This is a genomic window from Sphingomonas zeicaulis (assembly GCF_050433225.1).
Taxonomy (GTDB): domain Bacteria; phylum Pseudomonadota; class Alphaproteobacteria; order Sphingomonadales; family Sphingomonadaceae; genus Sphingomonas_D; species Sphingomonas_D zeicaulis.
This window is the reverse complement of the sequence record NZ_JBNPXQ010000002.1, coordinates 563,955-580,120: the sequence shown is the minus strand read 5'-3', so window position 1 is coordinate 580,120 and position 16,166 is coordinate 563,955. Positions and strand designations below refer to the sequence as shown.

The window sequence follows — 16,166 nt, the reverse complement described above, 5'->3', positions numbered from 1 at the left end:
GGGGGAAGCCGCTACGCCGCGAACGGATCGTAGCTGCCGAAATTCCAGACATTGCCCTCGGTATCGAGCGCGTCATAGGCGCGCCCCGGATAGCCGACATTGTCGTATGGCCCGCGGATGATCCGCGCGCCCGCGGATGTCGCCCGGGCGGCATGGACGTCGGGATCGTCGATCACCGCGCAGACGCACATGGTGATGCCGCCGGCCTCGGCCGGCGTCTTCCAGTTGTAGAGCTTGGCCGACTCGCTGCCGTTGTCGGCGCTGCCCAGCATGATCATGTTGCCGTCCAGCGTGAGTTGGGCGTGGTGGATGATCGAAGGATCGGCGTCGTCGGCATAGACGGCTTGGCGCTCGAAGCCGAAGGCGTCGCACAGGAAGGCAATGGCGGCGGGCGCATCCTTGTAGCGCAGGCAGGGGATCAGGGCGTGGTGCATTGGGGCTCTCCCGAAATGAACATTGCCACGAAGCCTAACAACGCGCTGCCGGCCGGTCTTGTATCGATGGAAGATCAGTCTTCCCGCACGCCATAGCCCTGCGGCAGCAGGCGCTGGCGGAGTTCACCCGGCGTCATTGCCGCGAAGGTGCGGACCGCGCGGGCGAGATGGGGCTGGTCGTGATAGCCGGCGGCCGGCGCCAGCGTGGCGAGCGGCGCCGCAGGCTCGGCGGCGATCGCTGCGCAAAAGCGCTCGAAGCGGCAAAGCTGAGCATAGGCTGCAGGCGCGAGCCCGGTGGTCTCGCGAAAGCGACGTGCGAAATGCTGGCGGCTGAGATCGAGCTCGGCAGCGAGCATCGCCACGGACGCGCCGTGCGCCAGCCGGCGTTCGGCATGGAGCATGGCGGCATCGGGCGGCGGCGCTTCGGCCAGCCGCCGGACAATCGCCTGTTCGAGGAGCGCGAAACGGAACGCGACATCAGCGGTCTCGCCCAGGCGCTGGCACAGGCTGCGGATGCCGGGGCCGAGCACCGCTTTCCAGATCGACGCAGCGGTTGAGCAGATGCTCCAGCGGCAGGCCGAGCAGCCGCGACAGCGTGGCTCGGCTGAGGAACACGTGGACGCCGGCCTGCGTGCCGGTGGAGCGGGAGATCGCGGTGGCGGTATGGATGCCCGCGACGAAGCCCTCACCGGCGCCGAGCCGCAGCACATCGCCGCGGCCGTCGCACAGTTCGAGCACGTCACCCAGATTGACGATCAGCACCACCGCGGTAGAGGCGAGTTCACGGCGCGCGGTGAAGGAGGCGGTGCGTTCCCAATAGCTCGAATAGCCGCTGACCGCGCCGGCCAGCGCGGCGCCGGGGGTGGCGCGCGCCACCTCCCACGCGTCGATCCCGTCGTCATACCGGTCCCGCGCGATGATGCGAGGCGATTCCATCGGTTCTGGAGCCTAGCCCCGTCGTCCCGGCTCGGCTAGGTCAATGCCATGGTCAGCGACAGCGATATCCAACTTGCCGGACGACTTGCCGACGCCGCTGGCGCCGCGATCCGCCCGTTTTTCCGCCGGCGCTTCGAGATCGAGACCAAGGGAGACAGTTCCCCGGTCACCGAGGCCGATCGCGCCGCCGAGACGGCGATTCGCACGCTACTTGCCACCGAACGGCCGGCAGACGGCGTGATCGGCGAGGAATATGGCATCGATCGCGGCGATGCTGAGCGGGTGTGGGTGCTCGATCCGATCGACGGCACCCGCGCCTTCATCGGCGGCCGGCCGATCTTCGGCACGCTGATCGCGCTGCTGGAGGCCGGGCGCCCGGTGCTGGGCGTGATCGACCAGCCGATCAGCGGCGAGCGCTGGCTGGGCGCCAGCGGCCACCCGACGACGTTTCAGGGCGCGCGCTCCCGGACACGTCACTGCCCGATCATCCCCTCCGCGCTGTTCGCCACGACCGCGCCATGGCTGTTCGACGAAATCGGCGGGCACTGGTTCGAGACGCTGCGGGCGCGCTGCCGTGACACCTTGCTGGGTGGCGACTGCTATAATTACGGGCTGCTCGCCTCGGGCCATATCGATCTCGTCGTCGAACAGGGGCTGAAGCTTTACGACTTCGCCGCGCTCGTGCCGGTGGTCGAGGGCGCCGGCGGGCGGATGTGCGACTGGCAGGGCCGTGCGCTCGGCGACGGCAGCGACGGGCGGGTGATCGCGGTGGGAGATCCGGCGCTTGCCGATGCGGTACTCGCGCTGTTCGGTTGATCGCACGTGCCGATTAGGGAATTGCGTCGCAGCGACATCGGCAATATTCGGGTTGTGACTCGCTGCCCTGCGGCCAGATGAAGACAGGGGAGAAGGGGGGTTCTTCGCAGCGCATGGCGGCATCCGATCCGTATATCACAGCGATCATTGCCGGCCGCGATATCCGTTTCTCCATCGAACGGCTGAGCGTCTGTCGGATCGGCCGCAGCCCGCATTCGACGATCATCCTCGACGATCAGGTCGCTTCGCGCGAACATGCGATGATTCGCCGCGACGCCACCGGCCATTGCGTCGTTTCCGACAGCGGCAGCCGCAACGGCACCTTGCTCAACGGCCGCCAGCTCACCACGCCTACGCGCCTGTCCGACCAGGACGTCATCCGCATCGGCAACCAGGAACTGCAGTTCAACCAGCCCGAGCCGGCGACGATGGTGGCCGATGTCGATTCGCCGCTGCCGACGATGGTCCACCTCGCCAACAGCCTGATCAGCGTGATGGTTGCCGACATGCGCAACTATACGGTGCTCTCGCGCGAGTTGGGCGAGCAGCGCATCTCGGCGCTGATGAGCGAGATCTTCCGCGAGATCGGCGCGGTGCTGTTTCGGAACAAGAGCTGGTCGCAGAAATATATCGGCGACGCGGTGATGGCGGTGTGGCTGCACCCCGGCGCATCGGTGATGCCCGAGGAACTGGCGGTGGTGATCGACACCATCGCGCAGATCAACCTGATCATCGAGCCGATGCAGCAGCGCTTCGCGCTGCCGCGCCCGCTGGCGTTCGGCGCGGCGATCAACACCGGCTATGCGCAGATCGGCAACATGGGCAGCACCGCCATCGCCGACTTCACCGCGCTTGGCGACACGGTGAACAAGGCGTTCCGCCTCGAATCCTCCTGCAAGGAACTGGGCTGCGAGATCGTCGTCGGCAAGTCGGCGCTGGACATGCTCAAGCCGCCGATCCCGGATCATATGCGCCCGCCGATGAGCCATGTGTCGATCAAGGGCTATGACGCGCCCGAGACCGTATACCGGCTGATGTTCCGCGATCTTCCGCGCCTTGCCAACCTGGTGATGACCAGCCGCGACGGCAGCGGTCCGACGACGCGAGACAATACCGCGCTCTGAACGCACGTCTGGGGCTAGCCACACCGCCTATAACCCCATACAACCGCGCCATTCCCCGGGGGGCTGCGCACGAGCAGCTGAGATATGGCTGATGCCATGACCCGCTGAACCTGATCCGGTTAGCGCCGGCGTAGGGAGGGAGGCGCGGCCCAGCACCGCTCTCTTTTCCCGTTGAAGGAGAGTATAGAATGGCCGACATCCCAGCCCGTACCGAGCTTGCCGTCACCACCGGCCCTATCCGCGGCAGCCGCAAGATCCATGTCGGCGAGCATCGCGTGGCCATGCGCGAGATCGACCTGGAGCCGTCGTCGGGCGAGCCGCCGGTGCGCGTCTATGACTGTTCGGGCCCCTATACCGACCCCAACGCCCGTATCGACATCATGGCCGGCCTTCCCGAGCTGCGCCGCGACTGGATCCGCAGCCGCGGCGATGTGGAAGAGGTCGACCAGCGCGAGGTGAAACCGGAGGATAATGGCCAGCTCGGCCCCGACCGTTCGGGTGGCGTGCCGGCCTTTCCCAACGTCCGCCACAAGGTGCTGCGCGCCAAGCCCGGCGCCAATGTCAGCCAGATGCATTATGCCCGCCGCGGCATCATCACCCCCGAGATGGAATATGTCGCGATCCGCGAGAATGTCGGCCGCGCCGCGCTCAAGGAGAAGCTGATCCGCGACGGGCAGGATTTCGGCGCGTCGATCCCCGATTATGTGACGCCGGAATTCGTGCGCGACGAGGTCGCCCGCGGCCGTGCGATCATCCCCAACAACATCAACCACCCCGAAACCGAGCCGATGGCGATCGGCCGCAACTTCCTGGTGAAGATCAACGCCAACATCGGCAATTCGGCGGTCGCCTCCGACGTCGCGACCGAGGTCGACAAGATGGTCTGGTCGATCCGCTGGGGCGCGGACACGGTGATGGACCTGTCCACCGGCCGCAACATCCACGACACGCGCGAATGGATCCTGCGCAACTCGCCGGTGCCGATCGGCACCGTGCCGATCTACCAGGCGCTGGAAAAGGTCGGCGGCATCGCCGAGGACCTGACCTGGGAGATCTTCCGCGACACGCTGATCGAGCAGGCCGAACAGGGCGTCGATTATTTCACGATCCACGCCGGCGTGCGCCTACCCTACATCCCGATGACCGCGAAGCGCGTGACCGGCATCGTCAGCCGCGGCGGTTCGATCATGGCGAAATGGTGCCTCGCGCACCACAAGGAGAGCTTCCTCTACGAGCGCTTCGAGGAAATCTGCGAGATCATGAAGGCCTATGACGTCGCCTTCTCGCTGGGTGACGGCCTGCGCCCCGGCTCGATCGCCGACGCCAATGACGAGGCGCAGTTCAGCGAACTCGCGACCCTGGGCGAACTGACCCAGATCGCGTGGAAGCATGATGTGCAGGTGATGATCGAGGGCCCCGGCCATGTGCCGATGCACAAGATCAAGGCCAATATGGACAAGCAGCTCGAGGCGTGCGGTGAGGCTCCCTTCTACACGCTCGGGCCGCTAACCACCGATATCGCGCCGGGTTACGACCACATCACCTCGGCGATCGGCGCCGCGATGATCGGTTGGTTCGGCACCGCGATGCTCTGCTACGTGACGCCCAAGGAGCATCTGGGGCTGCCCGATCGCGACGATGTGAAGGTCGGCGTGGTCACCTACAAGCTGGCCGCGCACGCCGCGGACCTTGCCAAGGGCCATCCCGCCGCCAAGCTGCGCGACGACGCGCTGAGCCGCGCCCGCTTCGAATTCCGCTGGCGCGACCAGTTCAACCTGTCGCTCGATCCGGACACGGCGGAGCAGTATCACGACCAGACACTGCCGGCCGAAGGCGCTAAGTCGGCGCATTTCTGCTCGATGTGCGGGCCCAAATTCTGCTCGATGAAGATCACGCAGGAAGTGCGCGACTTCGCCGCCAAGCAGAACAGCAGCGCCGACGCCTTCATCGCCGCCGAGGAAGGCATGGCGGAGATGAGCGAGAAGTTCCGCCAGAAGGGCAGCGAGATCTATCTGCCCGCGGCGGAGTAGGCCGAACTGACGAAGCCCTCTCCCGCAAGGGAGAGGGCTTTTTCCTGTCCGCGCGATTTGCGCTTTACGCACACACCAAAGCCCCCGAGACATAACGCCGAACTGGGCAGGGGGAATGGCATGCGGGGAACTTTGGCGGCGCTGCTGGCAGGTGCGGCGGCGATCATCGCGACGGGGGCACCGGCGCAGACGACGCAGCTGCGGCCCGATCAGGAACGCTATCGCGCCCTGCTGAAGGAGATGGTGGAAACCAACACCACCGTCACCACCGGAAGCTGCACCGACCTTGCGACCAAGATCGCGGGGCATCTGAAGTCCGCGGGCTTCGCCGACAGCGACATCACCCAGTTCGCGGTGCCCGAGCATCCCAAGGAAGGCGGGATCGTCGCGGTGCTGCCGGGCAGCTCCAAGACGCTGAAGCCGATCCTGCTGATGGGGCATCTCGACGTGGTGGAGGCCAAGCGCGCGGACTGGACGCGCGATCCCTTCGCCTTCATTGAGGAAGGCGGTTATTTCTACGGCCGCGGCGTCGCCGACATGAAGGCGATGGACGCGATCTGGGTCGATGCCTTCATGCGCATGAAAGCCGAGAAATACCGCCCCAAGCGCACGATCAAGCTGGCGCTGACCTGCGGCGAGGAGACCACCTGGGCGTTCAACGGCGCGCAATGGCTGGCGGCAAACCGGCCCGAACTGATCGCGGCGGAATTCGCGCTCAACGAAGGCGGCGGCGGCGACACCGACGGCAAGGGCAAACTGATCGCGCAACAGCTTCAGGTCGGCGAGAAGGCGGTGCAGAATTATCGGCTGGAGACCACCAACCCGGGTGGCCACAGTTCGGTGCCGGTGCCCGACAATGCGATCTACGAGCTGGCGCAGGCGCTGGGCCGCGTCCGGGCCCATGAATTCCCGGTCGAGCTCAACGACACCACGCGCGCCTTCTTCACCCAGACCGGATCGTCGCGGAAGGACAAGATGGGCGCGGCAATGCTGGCGATCGTCAAGAATCCGGGCGACAAGGCGGCCGAGGCGATCCTCAACACCGATCGCGGTTTCCATTCGATGCTGCGCACGACCTGCGTCGCCACATTGCTGGAGGGCGGCCATGCCAACAACGCGCTGCCCCAGCGTGCCGCGGCCAACGTCAATTGCCGCATCTTCCCGGGCCACAGCGTCGAGGAGACGCAGGCCAAGCTGGTCGAGGTGATCGGCGATCCCAAGGTGACGGTGACCTTGGTGCCCCCCATTCGCCCGCTCGCCAAGACGCCGCCGATGGACCCGAAGATCATCGACCCGATGGTCAAGCTTTCGGCAAAGTATTTTCCGGGCGTGCCGGTGGTGCCGGCGATGGCGACGGGTGCGACCGACGGCATCTTCCTGCAGGCGATCGGCATCCCCACCTATGGCGTGCCCGGTTCCTGGTACGACCCCGATGGCAATGGCGCGCATGGCCTGAACGAGCGCCTCGAGGCGCGCGGCGTCTATGTCGGGCGCGACTATCTTTTCGACCTGATCAAGGCTTATGCGGGCTGAAGGCGTGGGTCTGCCGGGTTATCGGCAGGCCCGCCAGCCGGCCTTGCCGCGTTCGGCCTGGTCGAGATGGAGATGGTCGGCGTGGGCGCGGTTATAGTCGGGTGACAGCACCGTCGAGAAGGTCTTGCAGGCGCCGTCGCGCACCTCGCGCAGGAAGGCGGCGCGATCGCCATCCCCCTTCCAGTCCTTCAGCACGCTGACCCGGCGGCCATCGTCGAGCCGGAAGCCGGCGATGTCGATCGCATCGGCGGTCGAATGCTCGCTCCACGCGCGGCGCCCGGCGATGTGGCGGCAATTATAGGTACCGAACTGGTCGAAGGCGACGACGCGGGCGCCCAGATGGCGGCGCGCCGCGGGCTGGACAATGTTCCATTCCCACAGCGCCAGCCCCGCCGCCACCGGGCAGGCCATGATCGGTCCGGTCGGGCGGAAGCCGATTTCGCGGGCGCCGCCGGGCGCCAGCCGCAAGCCATCGGCATAATGACACTGGCCGGTGCCATGCGGCGCGACCGGGGTGAACTTGACCCCCGCATCGTCGAGCAACGCACGGCAGAGCGTAGCGTCGTTGGTCAGCCCGGCGAGCTTGCGGCCGGTGAACAGTCCGATCGGGTCAGCGAGATTGAGGCGCGTCCACGGCAGATCCTCGGGATGCTCGCGATTCCAGACGTAGAGCATGAACCCCGCCACGCCCAGCACCGCCAACAGCAGAGCGACGCGCAACCAGCGAGTGACCGCGTTGCCCCGGCGCGGCCGGGCGCGCTTGCGTCGTTTCGCCATGGGTCGCCTCAGCCGCGCAGTGCCGAGGCGAGCGGCTCGGCGGTCACCGGATAGCCGAGCCCTGCCGGGATGCAGAGATGCTGCTCGCCGTCGCGCGTTTCGACCCAGGGCGAGATCGTGCTGATCGGATGCGATGCGGCATGTGCGATCGCATCGGCATGGCTGGCGAACTGGGCCAGCCGTTCGAGGTTGCGGCGCGTTGGGAAGATCAGCCGGCGCGTGCCCGCCCTGCCCGCCTCGAGCACGTCAGCAGCGCTGATCCACAGCGCATGGACATTCTCGGTCGCATCGACCAGCGGCTCCGGCGCGTCGGGGGCGGCGCGCGCCAGATAGAAGCGCGTATCGAAGATGCGCGTCTCATGCCCCTTGGGACACCAGCGCGCGAAGGGCGCGAGGGCCGTGAGGTCGAGCGACACGCGGCGGCGATCGAGCAACTCTGAGAAGAGTGCGCCGCCCGCCGCGAGCGCGGCGCGCAAATCGGCAAGCCCCGCAGCATCGGGTACGGGGCCGAGGCCGACCGCGATGCCGCTTTCCTCGATCGTCTCGCGGATCGCGGCAATGCGGGCGGCGGCATCCTCGGGCGCAAGGTCTGTGAAGCGGGCCGCGAGCCGATGGTCGTCGGGATCGACGCGCCCGCCAGGAAACACCATGGCCTGCGCGGCGAACGCCATTCTGCCCGATCGCTCGACCATCAGCAGCTCGGGCGGCGCGCCGGCCACGCGCTCGCGGAACAGCACCAGGGTCGCGGCCGGAATGGCCTTGCTGGCGGGTGCTGCTGCGCTGTCGCTGGTCATGACGACGGGGCTAGACGATTATCCTGCCGGAGGAAATGCGCAGGCAGCGCCGCGTCAGGCGCCGCCCCCGTCGACCAGCCCGCCGCCCAGCGCGACGTAGAGCGCCACCAGATTCTCCGCCTGCGTGCGCTTGGCCTGGAGCAGAGCCTGTTCCGCGGAAAACAGGTTACGCTCGGCGTCGAGCACTTCGAGATAATCCGCCACGCCTTCGCGGTAGCGCGTGCGTGCGAGGCTCGCGAGCTGGCGCTGCGCGGTGGTCGCGCGTTCCTGCGCCGAGACCTGCTCGGCGAGGTAACGGCGGCCGGCGAGCGCATCGCCCACCTCCTGGAACGCGCCCTGGATCGTGCGTTCATAGGTGGCGATGGCGATATTCTCGCGCGCCTCCGCGACCGACAGATTGCCCTTGGTCCGCCCCCAGTCGAAGATCGGCAGCGCGATCGTCGGCCCATAGCTCCACTGCTTCGTATCCGAGCCGATGAGATCGTCGAGCGCGTTGGAGGCGAAGCCGAAGCTGCCGGTCAGCGAGATGGTCGGGAAGAAGGCGGCCCGCGCCGCGCCGATATTGGCGCGGGCAGCGCGCAGCCGTTCCTCGGCGGCCATGATGTCCGGCCGTGCGGTGAGCAGGTCGGAGGGCAGCCCTGCCTCCAGCCGCGGCGATTCGGTCTGCTGCGCGAGCGACAGCGGCTCGGGCAGGTCGGTCGGCAGCACCCCGCCGACGAGCACGGTCATGAAGTTGCGCGCCTGCGCCTGCGCCAGCCTGAGCGCGGCAAGCTCCGTCTCCGCCTGCGTCAGCAGCGTTTCGGACTGGCGATAGTCGAGCGCAGAGGTCACGCCCGCATCGAGGCGACGCTTGGCGATGCGCAGCCCATCCTGCCGGCTCTTCACCGTCGCTTCGGCGAGCGCGATGCGTTCGTCGGACTCGCGGATGGAGAAGTAGGTCGTCGCCACGTCGCGGATCAGGCCGAGGCGGAACGCGCGTTCCGCCTCCACCGTCGCCAGGAACTGGCTGCGTGCCGCTTCATTGAGGTTGCGCACCCGGCCCCAGAAATCGAGTTCGAAGCTCGTGACGCCGACGCCGGCCCGATATTGTTCCTGCGTGAAGCCGGTGATCCCGGGAATGCCGATCCCGGCCGCCGGCGTGCGGCTCTTGGTGTACGACGCCGTGCCGTCCAATGTCGGCAACTGGTCCGCGCGCTGGATGCGATACTGGCCCCGCGCCTCCTCTATCTGCGCGATCGAGACGGCGAGGTCGCGATTGTTGGCCAGCGCCTCGCGGATCAGCCGCCCGAGCCGAGGATCGGCGAAGAAATCCATCCAGCCAAGCTCGGTGGCACGAACCGCGCCGGGCCCGGCGGGCTTGTCGACACCCTCGGGATAGGCATTGGCCACCGGCAGGTCCGGCCGGACATGCTTGGGTGCCATGTTGCATGACGCCAGCATGGTCGCGGCGAGCAGCGCTGCGGCGGCTGCGAGCTTATGCATGGGCGGAGCCCTCCTTCGACGCGGCATCGCGATCGTGATGCATGGTCGGACGCTTCTTGGTGATCCAACGACGGACCGAGAGGTAGAACAGCGGGATGAAGAACACGCCGAGGATGGTCGCCGCGATCATGCCGCCCATCACGCCGGAGCCGACCGCGATACGGCTGGCGGCACCGGCGCCGCTTGCGATCACGAGCGGCAGCATGCCGAGGATGAAGGCAAGCGAAGTCATGATGATCGGCCGCAGGCGCAGCTTCACCGCTTCCATCACCGCATCGAACGGCCCCTTGCCCTCATCCTCCTGCTCGATTGCGAATTCCACGATCAGGATCGCGTTCTTGGCGGCAAGACCGATGATCGTGATCAGGCCGACGTTGAAATAGACGTCCGCCGAAAGGCCACGGAGCATCGAGAACAGCACCGAGCCGAGCACGCCCAACGGCACGACGAGGAGCACCGCGATCGGGATCGACCAGCTCTCGTAGAGCGCCGCGAGCAGCAGGAACACGACGATCAGCGACAGGCCGAGCAGCAGGCCGATCTGGCCGGCGGACTGCTTCTCCTCATAGGAGATGCCGGTCCATTCGAAGGCGAAGCCGGTGGGCAGGCCCTTGGCGATCCGCTCCATTTCCGCCATCGCCTCGCCGCTCGAACGGCCCGGCGCGGGCGTACCCGAGATCGTCATTGCGGAATAGCCGTTGTAGCGCTGGAGCTGCGGCGGCCCCGCCGTCCAGTTGACGGTGGTGAAGGCGCCGAACGGCACCATCTGGCCTTCCGCATTGCGCGTGCGCAGGTCGAGCACGTCCTGCGGGGTCATGCGGTGCGGGGCATCGGCCTGCAGCAGCACGCGCAGCACGCGACCATCACGGGTGAAGTCGTTGGCGTAGGCGCTGCCGAAGGCGATCGCGAGCGTCGCGTTGACGTCCCCGATCGACAGGCCCAGCGCGCGCGCCTTCACCCGATCGATCTCCACCTTGAGCTGCGGCGCATCTTCCTGGCCTTCGGGGCGAACGCCGGCCAGCACCGGGCTCTGGCTCGCCGCGCCCAGCACCTGGTTGCGTGCCGCAAGCAGCGCGGCCTGGCCGTTATTGCCACGATCCTGCAGCTTGAAGGTGAAGCCGCTGGCGTTGCCCAGTTCCTGGATCGGCGGCGGGTTGAGCGAGAAGACCATCGCCTCCTTGACCGTACCCATCAGCCCCAGCGCGCGGCCGACGATACCCTCGGCACTGTTCTCCTTGCCCTTGCGTTCTTCCCAGGGCTTGAGCGGCGCGAACATGATCGCGTTGTTCTGGCCCTGGCCGAAGAAGCTGAAGCCACGGATGATGATGAGATTCTCGAGCTGCGGCTGCGTCTTGTAGAACGCCTTGACCTGATCGATCGCGACGTTGGTCCGATCCAGCGTGGCGCCTGGCGGCGCCTGCACGACGCTGATCACATAGCCCTGGTCTTCCGAGGGCAGGAAGCCGCCCGGCACGCGGGTGAACAGCAAGGCCGTGATGCCGACGAGCGCGAGGAAGACCGCGAGCCAGCGCACCGGCGCCTTGAGCATCTTGCCGACGCGACCTTGGTATCTGTCCGTCGTCCGGCCGAACCAGCGGTTGAAGCGATCGAAGAAACCGCCGGCGAAGCGCCCGACCGCACCGGTGTGGTGGCTATGGTCGTGCGGCTTGAGCAATGTGGCGCACAAGGCCGGGGTAAGGGTGAGCGCGAGCAGCGCCGAGAAGGCGATCGAGATGGCGAGCGTGACCGAGAACTGGCGGTAGATGCCGCCGGTCGAGCCCGGGAAGAAAGCCATCGGGATGAACACCGCGATCAGCACCAAGGTGATGCCGATGATCGCCGAGGTGATCTGTCCCATCGCCTTCACCGTGGCGTCGCGCGGGGACAGCTTCTCCTCGTTCATGATGCGCTCGACATTCTCGATGACGACGATCGCGTCGTCAACGAGGATGCCGATCGCCAGCACCATGCCGAACAAGCTGAGCACGTTGATCGAGAAGCCGAACAGCCATAGGCCGAGGCAGGCGCCGGCCAGCGCGATCGGCACGACGATCGTCGGGATCACCGTTGCCCGCCAGTTCTGCAGGAACAGGAACATGACGAGGAAGACGAGCACCATCGCCTCGACCAGCGTCTTCACCACCTCTTCGACCGAGACGTTGATGAACGGCGTCGTGTCGTACGGGATCGTCCACTTATAGCCCGCCGGGAAAGTGGCCGAGAGTTCCTTCAGGCGCTCCTTGACCGCTTCCGCGGTCGCAAGCGCGTTGGCGCCGGTCGAAAGCTGGACGGCGAGGCCGGCCATCGGTTTGCCGCTGAGTTCGCTCGAGAAGATATAGTTGGCGGCGCCAAGCTCGACGCGGCCGACGTCCTTCAACGTGATCGCCGACCCATCCGGATTGGCGCGCAGGATGATCTGCTCAAACTGCTCGGGCCGGGTGAAGCGGCTCTGCGTCGTAATCGTCGCGTTGATCTCGGTACCGTTGGCGATCGGCATGTCGCCGAGCTGCCCGCCCGGGGACTGGCTGTTCTGCTCCTGCACCGCCGCCAGCGCTTCCGCCTGCGACAGGTTGTAGCTGGCGAGCTTTTCCGGATCGAGCCAGATGCGCATCGCATATTCGGGCGAGAAGGACTGGACGTTGCCGACGCCGTTCACCCGGCGCAGCTCGTCGATCACGCGCGTGTTGGCGAAGTTGCCGAGTTCATAAGGGTCGTTGGTCGGCGTGTCCGTGGTGATCGCGACGATCAGCAGGAAGCCCGGATTGGCCTCGTTGACCTGAATGCCCTGGCGCCTGACCTCTTCCGGCAGCCGCTGCTCGACGCGGCGCAGGCGATTCTGCACCTCCATCTGCGCATCGTCGATGTCGGTGCCGGCAACGAAGGTTACGGTGATCTCGGCGGTGCCGTTCGAGTTGGAAGTCGACGACATGTAGAGGAATCCCTCCACACCGTTGATTTCCTGCTCGATGATCTGCGTCGCGTTCTGCTCAAGCGTCTGCGCGTCGGCACCGGGATAGGTGATGGTGATCGTCAGCGAGGGGGGCGCGACGGTCGGATATTGCTCGATCGGCAGCGCGCGCAGCGCGATGATCCCGGCAAGCAGGATGCCGAGGGCGATCACCCAGGCGAAGACCGGGCGGTCGATGAAGAAGCGGGGGGACATGCGCGCCTCCGATCAGCGTTGCGGCGCGGCGGGCGCAGGCCCGGCTGCAGGCTTCGCGCCGGGCTTGCCCGGCGGCACGATCGTCACCGGCTTGTCGGGCATCACCTTCTGCAGGCCATCGGTGATCACCTTGTCGCCGGGCTTGAGCCCATCGAGGATCACCCAGTTGGCGCCCTGCAGGTCACCCAGCTTCACCGGACGCACCATCGCGACATTCTTGGGACCGACGACCATCACCGACGCGCCCTGCGGCGTGGTGCGCACCGCACGCTGCGGCACGACGAGGCCGTCGGGGCGCGTGCCAATCTCGGCGCGGGCGCGAACGAACTGGCCCGGCAGCAGCACGCGCTGCGGGTTGGGCACTTCGGCGCGCAACGCGGCGGTGCCGGTCTGCTCGTCGATCGCGAGATCGAGGAAGTCGATCAGGCCCTGCGCAGGATAGGTGCTGCCATCCTCCAGGATCAGCGTGACGCGAACCTGGTTGATGTTGCCCATCTTGATCTTGCCCGAGGCGACGTCACGCCGCACAGCGAGCACGTCCGAGCTGGACTGGGAGAAGTTTACATAGACGCGGTCGATCTGCTCGATCGTGGTCAGCAAGGTGCCGTTGGCGGCGCTCACCAGCGCGCCCTCCGTCACCGCCGCGCGGCTGGCACGGCCGGAGATCGGCGCGGTCACGGTGGAATAGCCGAGGTTCAGCCGCGCGGTATCGAGCTGCGCGCGCGCCGCGGAGACATCGGCCTGCGCGGTGCGCAACTGCGCGACCGCCGCATCATATTCCTGTTTGCTGATCGCCTGCTCGGGAACGAGCTGCTGATAGCGGCCGACCACCTGCTGAGCATTGGCAGCAGTCGCCTGGCTGCGCTGGAGCTGCGCCTGGGCGCCGTTCAGGCTCGCGCGCAGTTCGCGCGGATCGATCTGGAACAGCGCCTTGCCGGCGGCGACGTCGGTGCCCTCTTCATAGAGGCGCGCTTCGATGATGCCGTTGACGCGCGCGCGCACCTCGGCGGTGCGGATCGCCTGGATACGACCCGGAAGTTCGATGACGTTCGCCACCGGCTGCTGCGTGACGGTGTAGATCGTCACCGCGGGCGGCGGCGGTGCCGGCTGCTGCTGCTGGCCACCGCATGCGGAGAGCGAGAGCGCTACACCGATCACCATCGCCAGCGCCGTGCCGCGACCGGCCAGTCCCTGTTTGCGAATCATCCTGTTCGTCCTGATCGTTAGGGCGATGCCGACCATACCGCATCGCAACAATGCTTGTCTGCGCCGGTAATGTAACGTACATTACAGGTCAAGATCGTTTCTGCGAACGTCTTTCAGGGAGTGTGGGTGGGGTGGTTAAGGACGGCGATACTGCCGTGATGCACCGGCGGGAAGACCGCCGGAATGCGATTCTGGATGCGGCCGAGGATCTGTTTCTCGACCAAGGATTCGACCGCGTCAGCCTTGCGGCGATCGTCAAGCGATCAGGGGGATCGCTGGCGACGGTCTATGAGATGTTCGGCAACAAGCAGGGGCTGTTGCGGGCGATGGTGCTGCGCCTCGTCGATCGCGACCTCGAAACGAGCTGGTCGAGCGAGCGCGACGCGGTGGCGCCATCCATCCAGCTCCGCGAACTCGCCTACCGGATCCGCGGCCATATGTGTCAGCCCAAGGTGGTCGCGCTCAACCGCATCGTCATCATGGAAAGCTTGCGCGATCCGGCGTTCGGCCGGGCATTTCACGATCAGGTCTACGGCGCGCGCGGCGAGGAACTGATCGAATGCTTCTGGCAGTGGACGCAGCAGGGCCGCGCCAATTTCGACGATCCCGTCGCCGCGGTCGACCTCTATATCTCGATCGTGATCGGCGACAGCCAGGAAGCGCTGCTGGGCGTGCTGCCCGAAGTCGACCGCGCCGCGATCGACTGGCGGCTGGCGCCCTTCCTGAGCTATTTCAAGGTCGTGTGACGGCTGGCGCTGATGGCCGAAGCCGATGGCGCCCGCGTCACCGGTCTTTCTATCGGTCTTTCAGGGCGTCGACGATCTTCTTCACGTCCTGCGAACGGCCGCGCGGCAGCACCAGCACCGAATCGCCCGAGGCGACGATGATGAGATCATCGACGCCGACCGCGGCGACGCGGATGCCATCGCTGCGGATCAGGCAGTTGCGCGAATCGATCGCGATGACCTCGCCTTGGTGCGCATTGCCCTCGCCATCACGCGCGCTGAGGGTGTGAAGCGCATCCCAGCTGCCGACGTCGGACCAGCCCATCTTCACCGGCGCGACCGCGACCCGCCACGCTTTTTCCATCACCGCATAGTCGATCGAGTCGGATGGGCTGGCACCGAAGGCGATCGGATCGGGATAGATGCGTGCGCCATCGCGCTTGCCTTCGTCGATCGCGCGGCGCGCGGCCTCGACCATCTCGGGCGCGTGCGACGCGAGTGCGCCGAGATAGACGTCGGCGCGGAACATGAAGATGCCGCCGTTCCAGACATGGTCGCCCGCGGCGATCATCGCCTCGGCCGTCACGCGGTCGGGCTTTTCTACGAAACGTTCGACCCGGCTCACGCCGGGGGCTTCCTCGGCACCGACCTTTATATAGCCGTAGCCGGTCTCGGGCGCGTCGGGGGTGATGCCGAACGTGGCCAGCCAGCCTTGGTTGACGAAAGGCAGCAGCGCCTCGATCGCGGCGCGGAACGCCTCGACATCCTCGACGACATGGTCGCTGGGCATCACCAGCAGCGGCGTTTCGGGCGCGCAGATCAGCGCCGCAAGCGCGATCGCCGGCGCCGTATTGCGCGCGATCGGCTCGAGGATCAGCGCTTGCGGTGCGCAACCGACCTCGGTGAGCTGGGTTTCGATCTGCTCCGCATGCACCGCGTTGGCGACGACGATGGGACAATCGAAGCGCGCACCATCTGCGACGCGCTGCGCTGTCAGCTGCAGCATCGTCTCGTCGGCGGTCAGCGCCAGCAGCTGCTTGGGCTTCTCCGGGCGGGACATCGGCCACAGCCGGGTGCCGGAGCCGCCGGAAAGGATCACCGGAGTAATGAGAGTGTCAGTCATGCCGCCCCGTCCGTCTGCTCGGA

At 66.8% G+C, this 16,166-nt stretch carries 14 protein-coding genes and 1 riboswitch; of the genes, 5 read left to right on the top strand and 9 right to left on the bottom strand.

All coding sequences use genetic code 11. The annotated features are described in order from the left end of the window. Nucleotides 1–11: 11 nt before the first annotated feature. The 3 genes from FHS96_RS11825 to FHS96_RS11815 form a co-directional block, all read right to left on the bottom strand. Complete coding sequence (locus FHS96_RS11825) at nucleotides 12–434, bottom strand: VOC family protein (RefSeq protein WP_429591217.1); 423 nt, start codon at nucleotides 432–434, stop codon at nucleotides 12–14. A gap of 74 nt (nucleotides 435–508) precedes the next feature. After that, nucleotides 509–964, bottom strand: coding sequence for a helix-turn-helix domain-containing protein (locus FHS96_RS11820; RefSeq protein WP_429591215.1), 456 nt, complete (start codon nucleotides 962–964; stop codon nucleotides 509–511). Next, nucleotides 912–1,370 (bottom strand): hypothetical protein, encoded by a 459-nt coding sequence (locus FHS96_RS11815; protein ID WP_429591212.1) that lies wholly within the window; start codon nucleotides 1,368–1,370, stop codon nucleotides 912–914. The genes FHS96_RS11820 and FHS96_RS11815 overlap by 53 nt, the downstream gene beginning before the upstream one ends. Before the next feature lie 48 nt (nucleotides 1,371–1,418). On the opposite strand from FHS96_RS11815, the gene hisN reads away from it, so the two are divergent. The 4 genes from hisN (at nucleotide 1,419) to FHS96_RS11795 (ending at nucleotide 6,873) form a co-directional block, all read left to right on the top strand. Further along, nucleotides 1,419–2,186 carry a histidinol-phosphatase gene (gene hisN, locus FHS96_RS11810; protein WP_429591209.1) on the top strand — a complete coding sequence of 256 codons (768 nt, stop codon included), beginning with the start codon at nucleotides 1,419–1,421 and terminating at the stop codon, nucleotides 2,184–2,186. 113 nt (nucleotides 2,187–2,299) lie between these two features. Further along, the gene (locus FHS96_RS11805) at nucleotides 2,300–3,310 is read left to right on the top strand and encodes an adenylate/guanylate cyclase domain-containing protein (RefSeq protein ID WP_429591206.1); all 1,011 of its coding nucleotides are present in this window, start codon (nucleotides 2,300–2,302) and stop codon (nucleotides 3,308–3,310) included. 46 nt (nucleotides 3,311–3,356) lie between these two features. After that, nucleotides 3,357–3,464, top strand: a riboswitch (TPP riboswitch). 34 nt (nucleotides 3,465–3,498) lie between these two features. After that, the gene (thiC, locus tag FHS96_RS11800; RefSeq protein WP_429591203.1) at nucleotides 3,499–5,340 is read left to right on the top strand and encodes a phosphomethylpyrimidine synthase ThiC; all 1,842 of its coding nucleotides are present in this window, start codon (nucleotides 3,499–3,501) and stop codon (nucleotides 5,338–5,340) included. A gap of 120 nt (nucleotides 5,341–5,460) precedes the next feature. Then, the gene (locus FHS96_RS11795; RefSeq protein WP_429591200.1) at nucleotides 5,461–6,873 is read left to right on the top strand and encodes a M20/M25/M40 family metallo-hydrolase; all 1,413 of its coding nucleotides are present in this window, start codon (nucleotides 5,461–5,463) and stop codon (nucleotides 6,871–6,873) included. Between the two features lie 18 nt (nucleotides 6,874–6,891). Here the strand turns inward: FHS96_RS11795 and FHS96_RS11790 are convergent, their stop codons facing one another. The 5 genes from FHS96_RS11790 to FHS96_RS11770 are packed head-to-tail and all read right to left on the bottom strand — an operon-like array spanning nucleotide 6,892 to nucleotide 14,295. Then, the gene (locus FHS96_RS11790) at nucleotides 6,892–7,650 is read right to left on the bottom strand and encodes an extensin-like domain-containing protein (protein ID WP_429591197.1); all 759 of its coding nucleotides are present in this window, start codon (nucleotides 7,648–7,650) and stop codon (nucleotides 6,892–6,894) included. Between the two features lie 8 nt (nucleotides 7,651–7,658). Beyond that, on the bottom strand, nucleotides 7,659–8,444 hold the full coding sequence (locus FHS96_RS11785; protein WP_429591194.1) for an NUDIX hydrolase: 786 nt from the start codon (nucleotides 8,442–8,444) through the stop codon (nucleotides 7,659–7,661). Between the two features lie 54 nt (nucleotides 8,445–8,498). Continuing rightward, entirely contained in the window at nucleotides 8,499–9,926 is a 1,428-nt protein-coding gene (locus tag FHS96_RS11780; RefSeq protein WP_429591191.1) for an efflux transporter outer membrane subunit, read from the bottom strand. Continuing rightward, nucleotides 9,919–13,089: a multidrug efflux RND transporter permease subunit gene (locus FHS96_RS11775; RefSeq protein WP_429591188.1), complete on the bottom strand. Its 3,171-nt coding sequence runs from the start codon at nucleotides 13,087–13,089 to the stop codon at nucleotides 9,919–9,921. Before FHS96_RS11775 ends, FHS96_RS11780 begins: the two co-directional genes overlap by 8 nt. Before the next feature lie 12 nt (nucleotides 13,090–13,101). Continuing rightward, nucleotides 13,102–14,295 (bottom strand): efflux RND transporter periplasmic adaptor subunit, encoded by a 1,194-nt coding sequence (locus FHS96_RS11770; RefSeq protein ID WP_429591184.1) that lies wholly within the window; start codon nucleotides 14,293–14,295, stop codon nucleotides 13,102–13,104. A 131-nt stretch (nucleotides 14,296–14,426) separates the two neighbouring features. Between FHS96_RS11770 and FHS96_RS11765 the strand changes: the two genes are divergently transcribed. After that, nucleotides 14,427–15,041, top strand: coding sequence for a TetR/AcrR family transcriptional regulator (locus FHS96_RS11765; RefSeq protein WP_429591181.1), 615 nt, complete (start codon nucleotides 14,427–14,429; stop codon nucleotides 15,039–15,041). A 49-nt stretch (nucleotides 15,042–15,090) separates the two neighbouring features. On the opposite strand, the gene FHS96_RS11760 is transcribed toward FHS96_RS11765, so the two are convergent. Continuing rightward, the gene (locus tag FHS96_RS11760; protein WP_429591177.1) at nucleotides 15,091–16,143 is read right to left on the bottom strand and encodes a mannose-1-phosphate guanylyltransferase/mannose-6-phosphate isomerase; all 1,053 of its coding nucleotides are present in this window, start codon (nucleotides 16,141–16,143) and stop codon (nucleotides 15,091–15,093) included. Nucleotides 16,144–16,166 lie beyond the last annotated feature (23 nt).